Raw genomic sequence first — 19,427 nt, forward strand, 5'->3', positions numbered from 1 at the left:
CCCGCGACAGGAGCCCACGTGCCGGACCAGCCCTACGTCATCGATCCCGCAGGCGCCGACCTCCACGGGGAGGCAGACCGGCTGCGTGAGCTCCCCCGTAGCCTTAACGGCACGGGAGGTGCCCCCATCGCCGTTGCCCCCATCGAACTCCCGGGCGGGATACGGGCCTGGGCCCCCACCCAGTACGAGGTCCTCAAGCAACTCCTCGCCGACGACCGGGTCTCCAAGGACCCCAACCAGCACTGGCCCGCGTGGATCGATGGCAAGTACCGGGACAGCTGGATCAATCTCTAGGTCGGCGTGACCAACATGTTCACCGCGTACGGTGCAAACCATCGCAGGCTGCGCAAGCTCGTCTCGCCCGCGTTCACCAAACGCCGTACGGACGCCCTGAAGCCCCGTATCGAAGAACTCACCGCCACTCTTCTGGACCGCATGTCCGAGGCGCCCGAGGGACGGACCGACCTGCGGTCCGCATATGCCCACCCGCTCCCGATGCAGGTGATCTGCGAGCTGTTCGGCCTGCCCGAGGAGAAGCGGGCCGACACCGCGCGCCTCATCGAGGCCAACATGGACACCACCATCACTCCGGAACAGGCCATGGCGACCTGGCAGGAGATCCATGAACTGCTCGCCGGTCTGGTCGCGTCGAAGCGCGAGCAGCCCGGCGATGACATGACGACCGCCCTGATCGCGGCCCGCGACGAGGAGGGCTCCCGGCTCAGTGAGGCCGAGTTGATCGACACCCTCCTCCTCGTCATCGGCGCGGGCCACGAGACGACGGTGAACCTGATCGGCAACGCGGTGCACGCCCTGCTGAGCCACCCCGACCAGCTCGCCCGCGTCCTCGGCGGCGAGATCCCCTGGAGCGATGTCATCGAGGAGACCCTGCGGTGGGCCCCCTCGATCGCCAACCTCCCGCTGCGGTACGCCGTCGAGGACATCAAGCTCCCCGACGGCACACTGATCCCCCAGGGCGACGCGATCCTCGCGACGTACGCGGCGGCCGGTCGCGACCCCCTGCGGCACGGCGACGGTGCGGCCCGCTTCGACATCGCCCGCGCCGACAAGGAGCACCTCGCCTTCGGCCACGGCGTCCACTACTGCATCGGCGCCCCGCTGGCCCGGCTGGAGGCCTCCGTCGCGCTCCCGGCCCTGTTCGAGCGATTCCCGGGGCTGAGCCTCGACGAGTCGGCGGGACCGGCACGGCTCGCCGAGTCGTTCATCGGCCACGGCTACCGGACGCTGCCGGTGCGGCTCGGCGGAGTCTCCTGATTTCTCCGCGCTACTCCTGACGATCAACGATCCGTCAAGGCCGGTACACCGTGCCGGGCTTGGCCTTACCCGGTGCCAGCAGCTGGGGCACCGTCACGAACACGTACCCCCGCTTCTTCAGCGCGTCGATGATCCCGGGCACCGCGGGCACGGTGCCCGGGTAGAGGTCGTGCAGCAGGATGATCCCGTCCCGGGACGACTGCTGCAGGACGCGCTTCTGTATCAGCTCGGGATCGCTCGTCTGGTAGTCCTTGGCGGTCACGCTCCACAGCACCTCCGCGAGCCCCAGTTCGCGGCTGATCCTGTGCACCGTGTCGTTGGTACGGCCCTGCGGCGGCCGCATCAGCGTCGGCTTGTGCCCGGTGAGCCGCTCTATCGCGTCGTCGGGCTACTGCAGCTCCTCCCGTATCTGCTCCGGCGAGATCCGCGTGAGGATCTTGTGGTCCCAGGTGTGGCTGGCGACCTCGTGTCCCTCGTCGGCCATGCGCTTCACCAGCTCGGGGTACTTCTCGATGTGCCGCTTGCCGAGCAGGAAGAAGGTCGCCGGGACCTGCTTCTCCTTGAGGATGTCGAGCAGTCGGGCCGAGTGCTCACTCGGGCCGGCGTCGAAGGTCAGCGCGATGCACTTGGCCTTCCGGCAGTCCACGGTCCCGAACCGCGCCTGTACGTCGGCCTTGGCCTGCGCGCGGGCGGCGCTCGGCGCGGTGGTGTGGAGTGTCGTACACCCCGTGAGCGGCAGGGCCAGCGCGATGACGGCGGAGATAGTCGCCGCCGCACGGAACCTGGTCCGCGGTCTTTTCATCTTCCCGGTCAGTGAAGGCATGCCGAGACTATACATGCGGTGTATACACTGGATGTATAGCCACCTGTGCTGCGTGAAATGCCCGCTCCGGGCCGACCGCCTGCCATGACCGCGGGCCTCGTCGGGCACGCGCCGACGATCACATCCCACTTCGCGTGCCGACTGCCTCCGTAGTGAACGAGCTTCCTGTGAGCGGCCTTTACCGAATAAGTCATCGCCTGTAGAATTCTGCACACCGAGAATTCCTGTGCGCCGAGCGGCGGTGAGGCACGTGAACGTGACCGGCAAGGACAGTCCGCGCACGATGTACGAGGTCGCCGTGATCGGCGGTGGCTTCGCCGGGTCGCTGCTCGCGGCCGTCCTGGCGCGGAACGGGGTGCGGACGCTGCTCGTCGAGGGCGAGCAGCCCCCGCGCTTCGCGGTGGGGGAGTCGATGGTGCCCTACACCGCGGCACTCGCCCGCGTGGTCGCCCGGCGCTACGGCGTGCCCGAGGTCGAACACCTCACCAGCCTCAAGGCGGTTCAGCGTGAGGTCTCCTCCCGCTGCGGCGTGATGCGCAACATGGGGTTCGTCCACCACCGCGCACATCTGCGCCAGCACCCGGGTGAGATCTACCAGGTCGTCAACCCCTCCGTCGTTCCGCCTGTGCCGCATCTCTTCCGGGAGGACATCGACGCCCATCTGCTGGGCGTCGCGCGGCGGTACGGGGCCGATGTGCGCACCGGACCCGGCGCACGCGTCGACGGGCTCCGGATCGACGCGGGCACCGGAGTGACCCTGCGCAGCGCGGGCGGTGAGGAGTTCACCGCACAGTACGTGGTCGACGCGGGAGGCCATGACGCGCTGTTACCGCGGGAGTTGGCGCTGCGCGAGAAGCCCACCCGGGCGCGGCACCACTCCCGCACACTCTTCACGCACATGACGGGCGTGATGCCCTACGACGAGACACCGGCCGGGCGACTGCACGACCGGCCCAGCCCCTGGCACCAGGGGACGCTGCACCATGTCTTCGACGGCGGCTGGCTGTGGGTGATCCCCTTCGACAACCAGCCCCGCTCCACCAACAGCCTGTGCAGTGTGGGCCTCACCCTGGATCCGCGCAAGCACCCCGCCGGCGGCCCCCCGCCGCAGCGGGAGTTCGACGAAGTCCTGGCCCAATTCCCGGATCTGGCACGGCAGTTCGCTCACGCGGAGCCCGCCCGGCCCTGGACCGCGACCGGACGGCTCCAGTACTCCTCGCAACGCGTCGTGGGCGACCGTTACTGCCTGGCGTCCCACGCCGCCGGATTCGTCGACCCGCTCTACTCGCGCGGCCTCGCCCACAGTCTGGAGGTCGTCAACGCGCTCGGCCGGCGCCTGATCGACGCGGCGCGCGAGGGCGACTGGTGCACCGAGCGGTTCCAGTACGTCGAGGACCTCCAGCAGGCCCTGTTCGACACGCACGACGATCTGGCGTACGCGTCGTTCGTGTCCTTCCGCGACTTCGAGCTCTTCAACGCTGTCGTACGGACCTGGACGGTGAGCACCGTGCTCGGCGCGCTCGCCGTGGAGAACGCGTGTGCCGCGTACGGCAGAAGCGGCGACGACTCCGTCTTCCGCGACCTGGAGCAGACCCGGCACCCGGGGTCGCCGTTCCCCACAAGCGCGCACTACAACGCCCTCGGGCCGCTGACCCGCACCCTGTGCGAGGAGGTCGAGGCCGGTACGCGCACGCCCAAGTCGGCCGCCGACCGCATCTTCGACGCCATCCGGGAGGCGGACTATCTCCCGCCGTCCCTCGGTCTGGGGGACCCGGCCGACCGGTTCTTCCACAACACCCCGGCGCGCATCGTGCGCGCCGCCCGCTGGGTCCGTACCGACGCTCCCGACGAGGTCGGCGCGTTGCTCAAGGGCGCCATGGGCGGGCTGATCCGGGAGCGGCTGCGCGGCGTGCGCCGTCCCGGGTGACCCGGTGGGTGCCTTCCGGGTCACGACCGGAAGGCACCTCCCAGGCCTCTCGTGGCGTCTCCCGGGCCTGTCCCGGCACCTCTCGGGCCTGTCGGGCGGATCGGACCCCGAGCCGCCCGGTCGCCGTGTGCCGACCCCGTCCTGTCCCACCCGACGACAAGGAGAGAGCACGTGAACTCACCGGGCAACTCTGAGCTCGAGAAGGAGACGTACGACGTCGCGATCCTCGGATCGGGCGTCGCCGGATCACTCCTCGGCGCGATCCTGGCCCGGCACGGGACCAAGGTCCTGCTGCTGGACGCCGGTTCGCATCCGCGGTTCGCGATCGGCGAGTCGACGATTCCCTACACCCTGGTGTCGCTGCGCACCCTCGCGGAGCGCTACGACGTTCCGGAGATCGCCGCGCTCGCCTCGTTCACCGACACCACCCGCACCATCGGCCCGCGCTTCGGCGTCAAACGGCACTTCGGATTCCTGCTGCACCACGAAGGCGCGCCGCAGAACCCCCGCGAGGTCAACGAGTTCAACACACCGCCCCAACTGCTGCACGAGGCAGCTCACTTGTTCCGCCAGGACACCGACTCGTACCTCTTCCAGGTGGCGGTCAAGTACGGGTGCAAGGCCCGCCAGAACTTCTTCGTCACCGACATCGACTTCGACGGCTCGGGTGTCACCCTGGCCGGGCGCGACGGCGAGTACCGGGCCCGCTATCTGGTGGACGCCAGCGGATTCCGTTCCCCGGTCGCGGACAAGTTCGGACTGCGCGAGGACCCCTGCCGGTTCAAGCACCACTCACGGTCGATCTGGAACCACGTCGTCGACCTGACCCCGACCGACCGGCTCTTCGACCACCTTCCGGACAGCCAGCGGCCGCCGGTGCCCTGGTACGAGGGCACCGTCCACCACATGTTCGACCGCGGCTGGGCCTGGGTGATCGGCTTCAACAACAACAAGTGGTCGAAGAACCCGCTGTGCAGCGTCGGCATGACCGTCGACCCGCGGCGCTTCCCCAAGCCGGAGGGGGTGAGTGCCGAGGAGGACTTCGCCCGGCTCGCCGCGCCCTTCCCGGACATCGTCCGGCAGTTCGAGGGCATGAAGGCGGTACGGGAGTGGACCTCGACGGGGCGCCTCCAGTACTCCTCGAAGCAGACCGCCGGTGACCGCTGGTTCCTGCTCTCGCACGCGGCCGGCTTCCTGGACCCGCTCTTCTCGCGCGGGCTCTCCAACACGACCGAGGCCCTGAACGTGCTGGCCTGGCGGCTGCTGCGCGCGGTCCAGGACGACGACCTCTCGGGGGAGCGGTTCGCCCCGGTGGACCGCCTCCAGCAATCGCTGTTCGACTACAACGACTCGCTGGTCAACTCGGCCTTCATCTCCTGGTGCGACTACGACCTGTGGAGCGCGGTCTTCAGGATCTGGGCGTGGGGAGCCAATGCCGGTGTGTACCGGATGCAGACCGCACTCACCAAGTTCCGCAAGGACGGCCGCGATCGCCACTTCGTGGACCTGGAGGATGTCCCGTATCCGGGCCTGTACTGGCCCGACCACGACGGCTTCGCCGAGCTCTACGAGACGATGGTGAAGCAGTGCGAGGCGGTCGAGGCAGGCGCCGTGCCCGCCCGGGACGCGGCGGACCTCCTGTACGAGCGACTGCTGACGGCGGACTTCGTGCCCAAGCACTTCGGGTACGCCGAACGCGAGGTGCGCTTCCTGAACCCGCAGCCCAAGACCCTGCTGAAGATGCTGCGTTGGGCCGCCACCGAGGCCGATCCGGTCGTACGCCGACTTGTGCTCGGCAACGGGCGCGAGGCCATCAAGGCGAGGCTGAAGGGCAGCAAGCTGTTCTGACGAAGAGTCAAGACCCGCCGCTCCGAGGGATCGTCGAGGTCCCCCGACTTCGAGGGTGCGTCAATCGCCTCTGCATCGCGAGGGTTTACCGCCGAAGTCAACGTGTGTAGAATTCAATGCGTACGGAATTATGGTCCCCACCGGGAACGGTTCCGGAACCCATCGTTGGCAATGGCGCTGAACGAGAGGTGCGCGGTGATGTCGGAGACCCTGACGTGGCGCGGACGGTGCGAGGCGGTGCGGCCGTGCTGAGCAGGATCCTTCCGCCGCGCGGTCCGGCCCGTACCCTCACCGGAATCACCTTGGTGCACACCATGGGCCAGGGTCTGTGGATGGCGCTCAACGCCGTCTACGCGACAGCCGTACTCCGGCTGTCGCCCGGCCAGTTCGGGCTCGGCGCCGGGGCCGCCGCCGCGGTGGCCCTGGCGCTGAGCACCCCCTCCGGGTACCTCGCCGACCGGGTCGGCCCCCGCGCCGTACAGATCTGGTCCTTCGTGGCTCTCGGACCACTGACCGCCGCGCTCCTTCTCGTCGACGGGTTCGGTGCGTACGTGGCCGTGATGTCCGTGCAGGCGGTGGCCTACAGCGCCAGTCGCAGCGCGCGGATGGCCATGATCGCCGGAGTGGTGCCGGCCGCGGAGCGGGTGACCCTGCGCGCCCAGCTGCGCGCCGCCGCCAACATCAGTGTCTCGGTGGGTGCGGGGATCGCGGGCGCCGTGCTCGCCGTGGGCACCCCGGCGGCGTACCGCGCGGCCGTGGTCTTCAACGCGCTCACCTATCTGACCACAGGCCTGCTCACCCTGCTGCTGCCGTCCGTGCCGCCGCAGCCCGCCCGGCCGGGACCCGCGCTCGTCGTCCTGCGCGACCGCTCCTTCCTCACGTTCGTCGTCCTCGACGGACTGCTGTCCATGCACAACCTCCTCCTGGACGTCGTCCTCCCGCTCTGGGTCCTGCACCACACGCACGCCCCGCGCTGGATGATCGCCGTCGTTCTGCTGACCAACACGGTGTCCGTGGTGCTGCTCCAGGTCAGGGCCGCCCGCGGCACGGACGAACCGGCGGGCGCCGCGCGCGCCTCCCGCGCCGGATCCTGGTGCCTGGGCGCCGCCTGTCTGATCTTCGCGCTCAGTGCGGGCGCCCCGGCACCGGTGGCCTCGGCGCTGCTCGTCCTGGGCGCGCTCGCCCATGTCCTCGGTGAGGTCAGGCAGTCGGCGGGGAGCTGGGGCATCTCCTTCGGGCTCGCCCCGGAAGCCGCTCAGGGGCAGTACCAGGGCACGTACGCGATGGGCGCCGACATCGGCAAGATGGCCGCGCCCGCCCTGCTGACCTGGCTGGCGATCGAGCACGGCACGGTGGGCTGGGTGGTGATGGCCGCGGGGTTCGCGGCGCTCGGCTCCGCCATGCCCGCGGTGGTGGCTCTCGCCCGGCGGCGCGGCAAGGAGAGTCCGGTACCGGTAACGGTATGAGGGCCGGGCCCTCCGTGTGTGCGGGGCTGTCGGCAGGTGCGTGGGCCGGCCGTACGCGGAGGTCGTCGACTCAGGTCGCACGGCGCACCGCCGGGAGCGGTCGGGGCCCATGTGGCGAGGCGTCGGTTCGCCCTCCTGTGCAGTCGCGCACACGACACGACTTCCCTACGCACCACAAGTCCAGCACGCGGTGCACCGAACCGCGGCGCAAACCCCGTACAGGAAAAGGGAGTTCAGCCCGTGGATGACATGCTCGCCGTCGGGGGATCGCGGCCGCCGGTCGAGGTGTGCGCGGATCGGCGGCAGGAGCCTTCCGCCGGTTGCGCGGCGCCCGCGCTCCGGCTGCCCGTCGCCCGGGGCGACCTCGGCACCGGTGACCCCCATGCCGCGCACTCCTGGTCCTCGAAGGCCGGCCCGGGGGCCGCCGAGCTGTCCCTGGCCGCGTTCGCCGTGCTGATCCACCGCTACAGCGGGCAGGGCGACATCGTGCTGGGCCGGGTCTGCGGACCGGACGGGGTGATGGCGCTCCGTTCCCGGGCCGAAGGGGACACCGCCTTCGCCGACCTGGCCGCCTCGCTCGCGGAGCAGCACCGGGCCCCGGGACCGGGTGCGGCCGCCGGCCTCGGCACCGGACTGCGCGTCGGTGTCCTCTTCGGTGCGGAGGCCGGCGCGGAGGCCGATTCGGAGGCCGATTCGGAGAGCGGTTCGGAGAGCGGTTCGGATGGGGTCGGTCAACTACCCGCATTCTCAAGGGACTTCGATCTGCTGCTCGAAGTCGGAGCGGATGCCCTGCGCACCCTGCACTACGACACCGGGCTCTTCCCGCGCGAGGTCGTCTCCCGCATGGCTGCCAACCATGAGGCCCTCCTGCTGGACGGCGCCCGACGCCCCCACACGCCGGTGCACGAGCTGAAGCTGTCCGAGCGGGAGACGCGTTACCTGCTGGACGAGGTCAACTCCGCCGCTCGCCCCTTCCCGGACGGCTCCTCGTTGCACGCACTCGTCGAGGCCCAGGCCGCCCGTACCCCCGACGCGCCCGCCGTGGAATGGCGGGGCACCGTCCTCACGTACCGCGAACTCGAGGCGAGGGCCCGTCGCATCGCCCGCGCGCTCCTGGCCCACGGCGTCGCCCCCGGCGCGCGGGTCGGGGTCTCGACGGCCCGCAGCCATCACACCGTCTGCCTGCTGCTGGCCCTGCACAAGGCGGGCTGCGCGTATGTGCCGTTGGACCCGGCCTACCCCGCCGACCGGCTGACCGCCATCGCCGCCACGGCCGAGATGACCGCCGTGGTCTTCGACGACCCGGGCGTCGGGGACCGGCTGGGCGCTGCCGCCGTGACCGCGCTGCCGTGGAGCGAGCTGTGGGAGACGGCCCGGCGCGAGCGGCCCGACCCCGTCGACGTCGCGGTGAGTTCCTCGGACGCCACGCATCTGATCTACACCTCCGGGTCGACCGGCCGGCCCAAAGGCGTGGTGATCAGCCATCGCAACGTGGTGGCCCTGCTGGCCTGGGCGTGGGACACGTACTCCCGACAGGACGTCTCCCGCGTCCTGTTCGCGACCTCGCTCAACTTCGATCTGTCGGTGTTCGAGCTGTGGTGCCCGCTGACGATGGGCGGCTGTGTCGTGGTCGTCGACAACGTGCTCGCGCTGACGGAGGAGGCGCCGGGGTCCGCCGCGTCCGGCCCCGGGCTGCGGCCCTCCCTCGTCAACACCGTGCCCAGCGCGCTGAACGTGCTCCTCCAGCGCGACGCCGTGCCGCCGTCCACCGTCGTCCTGAACGTCGCGGGCGAACCGCTCGCCAAGGAGCTCGTCAACGCCGCCTTCGAGAAGACCTCCGTGCGACGCGTCCTCAACCTCTACGGGCCCTCGGAGGACACCACGTACTCGACGTGCAAGGGCTTCACCGGTCCGGTCGCCGAACAGCCCACCATCGGCGTGCCGCTCCCCAACACCGTCGCGTACGTGCTGGACCCGGAGGGGCGCCTGGTGCCCCGGGGCGCGATCGGCGAACTGCACCTGGGCGGTGCGGGGCTGTCCTCCGGATACCTCAACGACCCGGAACGCACCGCCGCGGCCTTCCTGCCGACCCCGGGCCACCTCACCGGCGCGCCGGTCGACACCCTTTACCGCACAGGTGACTTGGTTCAGTGGACAGAGTCCGGCGAATTGCGCTTCATGGGCCGCGAGGACACCCAGGTCAAGGTCCGCGGCTTCCGCATCGAGCTCGGCGAGATCGAGGCCGTGCTGCGGGAGACCGTCGGCCTGCGCGATGTGGCTGCCCTCGCGGTCGAGCGGGCGGACGACACCCTGCTGGTCTGTTACGTCGGCCTGGAGGGCGACCCCGTCACCGTCGACACGATGAGCGAGCGGCTGCGCCGGAAGCTGCCGCACTACATGCAGCCCGCGAAGATCGTGGTCGAGGACCGGCTGCCCCGGCTGCCCAACGGCAAGGTCGACCGCAAGGCCCTGGCCGCCCGTGCGGTCGACTGGGGACCGGCCGAGGACGACCCGGGGCACCTCGGGGACGACGCGGACGAGGCCGCCGTCGCCCGGGTGTGGAGCGACCTGCTGGGGCTCTCCCGGCTCTCCCCGGATCTCGACTTCTTCTCCGTCGGCGGTCACTCCCTCCTCGCCACGCTGCTCGCCGCCCGCCTGAGCGAGGAGAGCGCGGCCACCGTTCGCGTCGCCGACATCCACGAGAACCGCACCCTCGGCGCCCAGGCCGCACTGCTGCGCCGAGCCCGCGGGTGGACGCCCGCCCCGACGACCGCCACCGGCACCGTCGAGCGGCTGCGGGCGGTCGCCCGGACCCTGCACGAGTCCGCGCGCGGGCACGGGGTTCCCGCCGCCGCGGCCGCCGTGTACGCCGACGGCGCACTGCAGTTCACGTACGACGGCGTGGACGACACGGAGACCGGCCCCGCCCGCACGGCCGCCTCCCGGCAGCGCGTCACCTGTGTCACCAAGGCGCTCCTCGCCTTCGTCGCGCTGCGTCTGGTCGACCGGGGGCTCGTCGGGCTCGACGAGCCCCTCGACGGCCGTCTGCCGCACGCCGTCGTACGACGAGACGGCCGGACCCGGTCCGTGACCCTGCGACAACTCCTCTCCCACACCAGCGGAATCGACGACTCCTACGAGGTCTGGCACGACACCGACCACCCGGACCTCGACCACTACCTCGCCTCGTTCCGGGGCTACGGGCAGCTCTTCGAACCCGGCGAGGTCTTCGCGTACTCCGCGTGCGGCACCTCGATCGTCGCCGGTCTCATCGAGAAGCTCCTCGGCATGCCCTGGCGGCGCGCCCTCAACGAGCTGATGCTGACACCGCTGGGCATCGCACCCGTCCCGGAGAGCGGGACGGCGGAGGACCACTACGGCGCCGTAGCCACCGGATATCTGTGGAGCGAGGCGGACAGGGGATATGTACGGCACGAAACCGGGCCGCAGTCCATCGCCGACGACGCCGCCGGATCGTTCTCGATCTGCCTCACCCTCCCCGAGCTCGCGCGCATCGCCCAGCTCGCCCTCGACGACGGTGTCACCGCGAGCGGCGAGCGCCTGCTGTCCGCCGAACTGGCCGCCCAGATGCGCACTCCGCAGATCGACGTCCCCGGCCACCACTTCATGCACGCATGGGGACTTGGCTGGCTGATGTTCGGGCCCACCGCCTTCGGCTTCAACTCCAACGGCAGCGGCCACCACAACTTCATCCAGATCTTCCCCGAGCAGCGTTCCTTCCTCCTTCTGCTCACCAACGCCTACCCCGCCTTCGGCCTCTACGAGGACCTGCTGCGCGCCTTCACCGGTGAAGGACTCATCCGCACCGGGCGCGCCTTCGGCATGGAGCTCGACGACTGCGTGGGCCGCTACGCCTCCGACGGCTACCGGCTGGACGTCCTGCCGGGGCCCGAACGGCTCCGATACGCCTACTCCGAGCGGCGGCGCGACGGCGACTGGCTGCTCCTCGACGAGGGCGACCTGGTCTCCTCCGGAGCCGGCGGCTTCACCTCCATGTCGGAGCGCAACATCCTCGCCGGATCCATCTCCTTCATCCCCACGCCCGGAACGAACACCCCGGGCTTCGTCCGCATAGGCCAGCGATTCACAAGGAAGGTCCGATGACAGACCCAGCCATGGGGCGCCCACACGTGCCGAGCGGACGCCGACATGTGGTGTTCGTGACCTGGAAGACCGGCAACGCCCCGGCGTTCCGGGCGGCCAAGCGGCTCGGCCACGAGGTGACGCTCATCCGGTCGCTGCGCATGGAGCGCGCCCAGCACATCGACTTCACCACCTCGCCGTACCAGGAGTACGTCGACACGGTGCATGTGCTCGACGACGCGACCGACGCCGTGGCGCTGCGCGCCTGTCTCCTCGCCCTCCACAAGGAGCGGGCGATCGACGGCTTCGTGGCCACCGTGGACGCCCTGGTCGTACCGGTGGCCCGTATCGCGGAGGAGCTCGGCATCCCGTTCACCAGCGCGCACGGCGCCGCGACGGCCAAGCTCAAGCACCGCTGCCGCGAGGTCCTCGCGGCGGCCGGCGTCGACGACACCCGGTATGCCGTCGTCGGAGGCTACGTCGAGGCCGCCGCGTTCGCCGCCGACGTCGGATACCCCGTCGTACTGAAGCCCGCCAGGGGTTCGGCGAGCGAGGGCGCGCACATCGTCCCCGACCGGGCCCGGCTGTGGGACCTGTGGCGGCACGTGAAGCCCGGCCGCGCCCCCTACCAGGACGGCGTTCTGGTCGAGCAGTACCTGACCGGGCGATTCCTGTCGGCCGAGCTGGGGCTGTCCCACGGGCGCTTCCTGCGGCTCGCCGTCAGTGAGCGCAAGACGTGGGAGCGGCACGAGGCGCTGGAGGTCGGTACGACCATCCCGGCGGCCATCGACGGCGACGCGTACGAGCGGGTCATGGCGTTCGCGGAGGCTGCCGTGTCCGCCGCCGGGCTGCGTCTCGGGATCTTCCACGTCGAGATCATGCTGGGCGACGACGGCCGCCCCCGCCTCATCGAACTCAACCCGCGCCTGATGGGCTCCTGCCTGCCCAATCTCTTCCAACTCGCCGGCGGCGGCGACCCGTTCGAGTTGCTTGTGCGCATCCATCTCGACGAGGAGGTGGAGCTGGGCGAGATCGCGTTCGACCGCTACGCGACGGTCCGCTGGTTCGGCGCCGCGGACCGCGTGCCGCGGCCCGCCGGACCACCGAGCCTCGACTGGGCCGACGAGTACGGCGACGCCCTGCACGCGCTGACCCTGAACCTCCCCGACGGCGACGTCCTCGCGCCCTGCCGGGGCAACCTCGGCAACTTCGGCGAGGTCCAGGTCGTGCACCCCGACCACGCCACGTCCATCGGCGTCGCCGAGGAGATCGTCGCGAGAGCGGCCGAACAGCTCGGTATCGAGGTGACGCGGTGAGTGCGACGCGTGCGACGAGTGCTATGAGTCCCCTGTTCGACGAGACCCGGGCCCAGCTCGGCCGGCTCGGACTGCCCGTACAGGACGCGGCGCTCGTCGAGGAGTCGCCGCGCGCCTTCGACGACGGCTGCCACTTCCGGATCGAGGTCCCCACCGTCAACTCCGCGCAGGCGGCCGAGACACTCCTGTCGGAGAGCCGCCGCCGGGGCTTCACCATCAACCGCGTCACCGAGACCCGCGGCATGTACCGCCACACGGCCCGGGAACTGCGGGCCTACGCCGAACTGGGGGAGGAGTACGGCGCGCAGATCCTGATGTCGGTCGGCCCGCGCGCCGCGTACGACATCGGGGCGGGCGTCCAGACCCCCGAGGGTGCGCGCATCGGTTATCGGCTGCGCGGCCAGGAGCAGATCGTCCGGGCGATCGAGGACGTGAAGCGGGGCATCGAGGCCGGGGTGCGCGGCTTCGTCGTCTACGACGAGGGCCTGCTGTGGGTCCTGCACCGGCTGCGCACCGCGGGCGAACTGCCCGCGGACATCCATCTGAAGGTCTCCGCCCATTGCGGGCACGGCAACCCCAGCTCCGCGCAGATGCTGGAGATGCTCGGCGCCAACAGTTTCAATCCGGTGCGCGATCTGCCGCTGCCGATGATCGCGGCCATCCGCGAGGCGGTGTCGATCCCGCTGGACTGCCACGTCGACAATCCGCGGCTGTCCGGCGGTTTCGTCCGCACCTACGAGGCGCCCGAGTTCGTCCGCGCGGCCGCCCCCGTCTACCTCAAGACCGGGAACAGCGCGCTGGAGGGCCACGGGGTGAGCCCGACGCCGTGTCAGCTGGAGGACATCCTGCGCCAGGTCGAGATCGTCACCGAGTTCCTGGAGCGTCATCTGCCGACGGCCCGCCAGTCACCGACGACATGCCCGGCACCGACCGTCCGCGAGGCACCAGCCGTCCGCGAGGCACCGACTGTCCGCGAGGCACCAGCCGTCCGCGAGGCACCGACTGTCCGCGAGGCACCAGCCGTCCGCGAGGCACCGACTGTCCGCGAGGCACCGACTGTCCGCGAGGCACCCGCCGTCCGCCAGAGCCCGGCCGGGCGCCGTCACGCGCCCGTCGTCGGGTGACCAGGGGGATCACGCATGTGCCGCATCCACGGCAGCTTCGGTGGGGAGCCCATCGCCCCCCACGTCCTGCACACGGTCGGCGAGGCCCAGCGCCACGGCGGCCCCGACGCCCGGACTCTGCGGACCGGCGACGGCTGGGCGCTCGGCAACAACCGCCTCGCCGTCCAGGGGATCGCCCATGGCCAACAGCCGTACGTCCTGGGCGACCTGACCTGTGTCTTCAACGGCGAGATCTACAACCACCGGCAGCTGCGCGCCGAACTCGCCGCCCAGGGCCATGAGTTCCAGGGCGACTGCGACGGTGACGTCCTGCTGCCGCTGTACGAGCGGTACGGCGACGCCTTCGTCCGGCGGCTGGAGGGCATGTTCGCCCTCGCGATCGTGGACCTGCGGGACGAGCCCTGCCTGAAGCTGTTCAGCGACCACGCCGGGATGAAGTCCCTCTACTACTACGTCTCCGCCGACGGACGCCGGCTCTGTTTCGCCTCCGAGCTGCAGGCTCTGGCGCGCTTCCCCGACTTCCCGGACGCCATCGACCCGTCGGCCGTCGACCGGTACTTCGGCGGCAGGGCGATCTGGGGGCCGGGCACGGTGTACACGGGCGTACGGACCTTGCCACCGGGGAGCGCCCTGCGTTTCGACGGGAACCGACTCAGCGTTGAGCAGCGACAGTTGGACGCGCTGGTCCTCGACGGGAGCACCTCGGTCGGGGATCTCCTGGACCGCACCCTGCGCCACGAACTCGCCCGTATGCTCGACGCCGACGTACCGGTCTGTGTCATCACCAGCGGCGGCCTCGACTCCAGCTATCTCACCGCCCTGGCGGCCGCCACCGTCCCCGAACCGCACTCCTTCACCATCGCCTACCGCGGCGACTGGCCCGGCGACGAACGGCACTTCGCCCGCGAGGTCGCCGCGCACTGCGGCACCCGCCACCACGAAGTGGTCCTCGACCCGGCCGACTTCCCCGATCTGATCGACCGTTTCGTCCGCCATCTCGACCAGCCGAACAACGCCCCCCACGGCCTGAGCACCTTCGCCCTGTTCGAGGCCGTGCACGACGCCGGCTTCAAGGTCGCCGTCACCGGTGACGGCGCCGACGAGCTGTTCGGCGGCTACGCACGCTTCGTCAAGGCGGCCCGCGACGACGGGGCGAACTGGCATCGCGCCTACCAGGACACGATGGCGGCGGCGGGCACCGCGACCCTGGCCCGGCTCTACACCCCGGAGTACCTCGCCCAACTCCGCACCACCGGGGGCCACTTCGGGGATGCCTGCGGCGACGAGATCCAGCGGCGGGTGCGCGGCGGCCGGCACGGGAAGCTGGAGACACTGCTGCGCTACGACCAGACGGAGCGGTTCCCCTCCTACATCTTGCGCCGTGTCGACCACCTCGGCATGGCCCACGCGGTGGAGGCGCGGATCCCGTTCCTGCAGCCGTCCGTGATGCGCCTCGCGCACGCCGTGCCGCCCGCGCTCAAGGTCGTCGGCGAGACCGTCAAGGCTCCGGTCGCCGAGGCCGCCCGCCGCCGGCTGCCCCGCAGCATCCTCGACCGGCCCAAGCAGCCGTTCACCCTGCCCGTCACGGCGATGATCAAGCCGGGCGAGGCACTGTACGACCTCATCGGCGACACCCTGCTCGGCCCCCGCACCCGCTGCGGGGCCTACATCCGCCGCGACACCGTACGCGAACTGTTCCGGATGCAGACCGAGCGGCCCGACGCGCACGCGGCCGAAGTCCTCTGGTCGCTACTGATCCTCGAAACCTGGTTCGCCACCAGGAATCTCCGTCCGTAGCCCGACGCGGCACAACCGCAGTGTTCGAAGGAGCCGACATGCCGTACGCCCGACCGGCCACCGTCGCCGTCGAGTCCATCCTCGCCAAGGCGACCGGGGCCGACATACGCCGCGACCCGTTCCCGCACATCGTGCTGCACAACCCGCTGAGCCCGGACCTCTACCAGGCTCTCGCCACGACCATGCCGACCGCCGAGTACATCGGCACCCGCATCGGCAAGCCGATCACCTCGAACGAGCGGTACAACTACATGTCCCGGCACATCCTGGCCGACGGGGAGACGGCTCAGGTGTGGAAGGACTTCGTGACCTACCACTCCTCGCCCGCGTTCTACCGCGAGTTCCTCGACCTCTTCCACGACGACCTGATCGCCGCCCTCCCGGACGCCGAGGCGCAGTGCGGCCCCCTGCACTCGCTGCGCGTCGGCCGCCGGGGCCACGACACGTTCGCCACCCACGACATCCTGATGGACTGCACGGCCGTCATCAACTCGGCGGTCACCGGCCGCCCTTCGTCCTACCGCGGCCCACACGTCGACAAGCCGTACAAGCTCTTCGGCGGTCTCTTCTACATGAAGCTGCCCGAGGACGACGCCACGGGCGGCCACCTGGAGCTCTACAAGTACCGCGACGGCGCCCACCGGTTCACCACGAGCGCCTCCGAGTACGGCGACAACCGCTTCGACATCGACCCGAAGTACGTCGAGGAGGTCGGCACCATCACCTACGACAGCAATGTGCTGGTGATGTATCCGATCAACCCCCTCGCCCTGCACGGCGTTTCGGTGCGCAGCGTCACCCCGCACGAGCGCCGCTTCGTCGCCCTCGTCGGCGATCTCCAGCACCCGCTCTTCGACCTCGCGCTCTGAGGTGGTCCAGGTGCTTCCCTTCGACCGGCGCACCGGTGAGATCTGGCTCGACGGCTCCCTCGTCCGGTGGGCCGAGGCGCGCCTGCACGTCCTGAGCCACGGACTGCACTACGCCAGCAGCGTGTTCGAGGGCGTACGCGTCTACGGCGGCGCCCCGTTCCTGCTGCGCGAGCACATCGCCCGGCTGCGTTCCTCCGCACGCCTCCTCGACTTCGACCTGGAGTACGACGACGAGGTACTCCACGCCGCGACCCTCGACGTGGTCGCCGCGGCGGGCATCCGCGACGGGTACGTGCGCATGAACGCCTGGCGCGGCTCGGAGGTCATCCAGACCGCGGCGCTGCACACCTCCGTGCACACCTCGGTCGCCGCCTGGGAGATCCCGGACGGCTACTACGCGGCCGCCGACGCCCTCGACCGGGGCATCAGCCTGCGGACCGCCGAGTACCGCAGGCCCTCGCCGCAGTTCGCGCCGGTCAAGAGCAAGGCGGCGGGCAACTACATGATCGGCACGGTCAGCAAGAACCAGGCGCTGCGGGCCGGCTACGACGACGCGCTGATGCTGGACGACGCGGGCCTGATCGCCGAGGCCACCGGCGCCCATGTCTTCTTCACCCGGGCGGGCGTCCTGCACACGCCCACCACCCGCTGCACCATCGACGGCATCACCCGCGCCCAGGTGCTGGAACTGGCTCGCCGCGAGAACATCCCGTGCTCGGTGGAGTATCTGAGCCCCGCCTTCGTCAGGGAGGCGGACGGCGCGTTCATCTGCGGTACGGCGTGCGAGCTGCTGCCGGTCTCCCGGATCGACGACCACTCGTACGCGGCGGGCGGGAACACCGTGATCCGGAAGCTGATCACCGGATACCGTGCCCTCACCTACGCAGGGGAGGCCGTACGTCCATGGGGGCACTGACCGCGCTGGAGAAACTCGTACCGGTGGTGCTGGCCTTCGGCTGCGGAGTCCTGCTCGCGCGCCGCAAGGTCGTGCCCGCGGACAGCTCACGGGCGTTCGCCGACTACGCGTTCCTCTTCGCGGTCCCCTGCTATCTCTTCGGCAATATCTACAGCAGCGATCTGGGCGCCCTGTTCGACTGGCGCGCCATCCTGGCGTACGCGACCACGGCGGCACTCGCGGTGCTGACGGTCGGCGTCCTCGCGGGCCTGGGCGGCGTACGCGATCCCCGGGGCGTCGCGCTGCGCATCATGGCCGGGGTCCAGGTGAACACGGCCTACTTCGCCGTACCGGTGTTCATCACGCTCTTCGGGAACGCGGCCCCGATCTTCCCGGTCCTCCTCTTCCAGGTCTGCGTCCTGACCCTCGTCATCATCTCGATCATGGAGCTGGGGCGGCCGGAGCGCGACGCCACCGCGGGGGCGGGGCCCCGGCTGCTGCTGCGCGCCGTGGGGGCCTCCCTCGTCACCCCTGTCGTCCTCGCCTGCAACGCCGGCATTCTGCTCAATCTGCTGTCGCTGCACGTCCCGAAGGCGGTCCTGGACGGCTTCTCGTTCGTCGGCGACAGCGCGTCCCCCGTGGCGCTGTTCGCCCTCGGACTGCACCTGGGCGGCAGCGGACTCACCGTCCGGGGCACCACCCGGGAGGAGATCGGTCTGATCGCCTTCAAGTGCCTGGTCTTCCCCCTGATGACCTGGGCGGTCTGCGCCACCGTCTTCGGCGTCGACGGCGACTGGCTGAAGTACCTCGTGCTCATCGCCGCGATGCCGGCCCCGCAGAACCTGTTCATCTTCGCCCAGCGCTACGACGTCGGCGTCGACATGTCGGCGTCACTCGTGATCAAGAGCTCGGTCGCCGCCCTGTTCCTGCTCCCGCTGTGGATGCAGTGGGCGGTGCACGTCGGCTGAGCAGCACCCCAACTCTCCCACGGAGGCGGAAGCATGACCACGACCATGGAAGCGAGCACACGTACGACCGGCATCGGCATCCGGCGGGTCGCCGGGCACATCGGCGCCGAGATAACCGGAGTCGACCTCGGCAAGGACCTCGACGACGCCACGGTGGCCGGGATCCGGCAGGCCGTCCTCACCCACCGGGTCGTCTTCTTCCGGGGCCCGGACATCGGCCACGCCCGGCATGTCGCGTTCGGCCGGCGTTTCGGCGAGCCGACCCGGCGGCCCGGCAAGAAGCACGGGGTCGCTCCGGACGGCTTCCCGGAGATCCTCACCGTGGACCCGAAGGCGGACGTCGAGCGCTACGGCGATGACTTCGAGGAGCACTACCGCCGCAAATGGGTCTCCCCGCTCGCCGGTTGGCACAGCGACCTCACTCAGGCCGTGAACCCGCCCAGCGCGTCGATCCTGCGGGCGGAGACGACGCCCCTGTTCGGCGGAGACACCCAGTGGACGAACACCGTGGCCGCGTACGAGGGCCTGTCGCGGCCCCTGCGCGACCTGCTCGACTCGCTCCAGGCGGAGCACGCCTTCTTCACCGGCGTCCATCTGCGCCACTCCGACGAACGCGACCGCGAGATCCTGAAGCTCTACTGCGAGGATCCGCAGGTCGCCGTCCACCCCGTCGTCCGTGTCCACCCCGAGACGGGGGAGAAGGCCCTGTTCGTGAGCCCCGGCTCCACCACCCGGATCGTCGGCTTCACCGAACTGGAGAGCCGCCGCCTCCTCGACCTCCTCTTCGAGCACCTGACCAGCGCCGAGTACACGGTCCGCTTCCGCTGGGAGCCGGGCTCCATCGCCTTCTGGGACAACCGCACCACATGCCACCTCGCCCCGACGGACTTCGCCCAGCTCCACGTGGACCGCGTCATGCACCGCGTCACCCTCCTCGGCGACACCCCCGTGGGCCCCGACGGCTTCACCTCCCGGCAGGTGACGGGGGAACCCCTGCGGGCCTGGTGATCCGACA

General features: G+C 70.5%; 11 protein-coding genes and 2 pseudogenes. 12 read left to right on the plus strand and 1 reads right to left on the minus strand.

Annotated elements, in window-relative coordinates; genetic code table 11:
* Positions 1 to 18: 18 nt before the first annotated feature.
* Positions 19 to 1,275, plus strand: a pseudogene (locus IEY95_RS46350) (cytochrome P450 family protein).
* Between the two features lie 34 nt (positions 1,276 to 1,309).
* On the opposite strand, the pseudogene IEY95_RS46355 reads toward IEY95_RS46350, so the two are convergent.
* A pseudogene (locus IEY95_RS46355) lies at positions 1,310 to 2,077 on the minus strand (polysaccharide deacetylase family protein).
* A 271-nt stretch (positions 2,078 to 2,348) separates the two neighbouring features.
* On the opposite strand from IEY95_RS46355, the gene IEY95_RS46360 reads away from it, so the two are divergent.
* The 11 genes from IEY95_RS46360 (at position 2,349) to IEY95_RS46410 (ending at position 19,420) form a co-directional block, all read left to right on the plus strand.
* A complete protein-coding gene (locus tag IEY95_RS46360; protein ID WP_229703825.1) occupies positions 2,349 to 4,025 on the plus strand; it encodes an NAD(P)/FAD-dependent oxidoreductase in 1,677 nt (558 codons plus the stop codon).
* Positions 4,026 to 4,196: 171 nt separating this feature from the next.
* A complete protein-coding gene (locus tag IEY95_RS46365; RefSeq protein WP_189192362.1) occupies positions 4,197 to 5,873 on the plus strand; it encodes an NAD(P)/FAD-dependent oxidoreductase in 1,677 nt (558 codons plus the stop codon).
* Between the two features lie 245 nt (positions 5,874 to 6,118).
* Entirely contained in the window at positions 6,119 to 7,339 is a 1,221-nt protein-coding gene (locus tag IEY95_RS46370; protein ID WP_189192363.1) for an MFS transporter, read from the plus strand.
* 249 nt (positions 7,340 to 7,588) lie between these two features.
* A complete protein-coding gene (locus tag IEY95_RS46375; RefSeq protein WP_189192411.1) occupies positions 7,589 to 11,464 on the plus strand; it encodes a non-ribosomal peptide synthetase in 3,876 nt (1,291 codons plus the stop codon).
* Positions 11,461 to 12,759, plus strand: a complete 1,299-nt coding sequence (locus tag IEY95_RS46380) for an ATP-grasp domain-containing protein (RefSeq protein WP_189192364.1) — start codon at positions 11,461 to 11,463, stop codon at positions 12,757 to 12,759. Before IEY95_RS46375 ends, IEY95_RS46380 begins: the two co-directional genes overlap by 4 nt.
* Before the next feature lie 23 nt (positions 12,760 to 12,782).
* The gene (locus IEY95_RS46385; protein WP_229703826.1) at positions 12,783 to 13,883 is read left to right on the plus strand and encodes a peptidase; all 1,101 of its coding nucleotides are present in this window, start codon (positions 12,783 to 12,785) and stop codon (positions 13,881 to 13,883) included.
* Positions 13,884 to 13,898: 15 nt separating this feature from the next.
* A complete protein-coding gene (gene asnB, locus IEY95_RS46390) occupies positions 13,899 to 15,680 on the plus strand; it encodes an asparagine synthase (glutamine-hydrolyzing) (RefSeq protein WP_189192365.1) in 1,782 nt (593 codons plus the stop codon).
* A gap of 38 nt (positions 15,681 to 15,718) precedes the next feature.
* The gene (locus tag IEY95_RS46395) at positions 15,719 to 16,549 is read left to right on the plus strand and encodes a hypothetical protein (RefSeq protein WP_189192366.1); all 831 of its coding nucleotides are present in this window, start codon (positions 15,719 to 15,721) and stop codon (positions 16,547 to 16,549) included.
* 10 nt (positions 16,550 to 16,559) lie between these two features.
* Positions 16,560 to 17,465 (plus strand): aminotransferase class IV, encoded by a 906-nt coding sequence (locus IEY95_RS46400; protein ID WP_189192367.1) that lies wholly within the window; start codon positions 16,560 to 16,562, stop codon positions 17,463 to 17,465.
* Positions 17,453 to 18,412: an AEC family transporter gene (locus IEY95_RS46405; RefSeq protein WP_189192368.1), complete on the plus strand. Its 960-nt coding sequence runs from the start codon at positions 17,453 to 17,455 to the stop codon at positions 18,410 to 18,412. The genes IEY95_RS46400 and IEY95_RS46405 overlap by 13 nt, the downstream gene beginning before the upstream one ends.
* Positions 18,413 to 18,445: 33 nt before the next feature.
* Positions 18,446 to 19,420 carry a TauD/TfdA dioxygenase family protein gene (locus IEY95_RS46410; protein ID WP_189192369.1) on the plus strand — a complete coding sequence of 325 codons (975 nt, stop codon included), beginning with the start codon at positions 18,446 to 18,448 and terminating at the stop codon, positions 19,418 to 19,420.
* Positions 19,421 to 19,427 lie beyond the last annotated feature (7 nt).

It is taken from the genome of Streptomyces albiflavescens (assembly GCF_014645835.1).
Classification (GTDB): domain Bacteria; phylum Actinomycetota; class Actinomycetes; order Streptomycetales; family Streptomycetaceae; genus Streptomyces; species Streptomyces albiflavescens.

Coding starts and splice junctions, on each gene's coding strand:
- IEY95_RS46380 (WP_189192364.1), top strand. CDS start 11,461: ATGACAGACCCAGCCATGGGGCGCCCACACGTGCCGAGCGGACGCCGA.
- IEY95_RS46405 (WP_189192368.1), top strand. CDS start 17,453: ATGGGGGCACTGACCGCGCTGGAGAAACTCGTACCGGTGGTGCTGGCC.
- IEY95_RS46385 (WP_229703826.1), top strand. CDS start 12,783: ATGAGTCCCCTGTTCGACGAGACCCGGGCCCAGCTCGGCCGGCTCGGA.
- asnB (WP_189192365.1), top strand. CDS start 13,899: ATGTGCCGCATCCACGGCAGCTTCGGTGGGGAGCCCATCGCCCCCCAC.
- IEY95_RS46375 (WP_189192411.1), top strand. CDS start 7,589: ATGCTCGCCGTCGGGGGATCGCGGCCGCCGGTCGAGGTGTGCGCGGAT.
- IEY95_RS46395 (WP_189192366.1), top strand. CDS start 15,719: ATGCCGTACGCCCGACCGGCCACCGTCGCCGTCGAGTCCATCCTCGCC.
- IEY95_RS46410 (WP_189192369.1), top strand. CDS start 18,446: ATGACCACGACCATGGAAGCGAGCACACGTACGACCGGCATCGGCATC.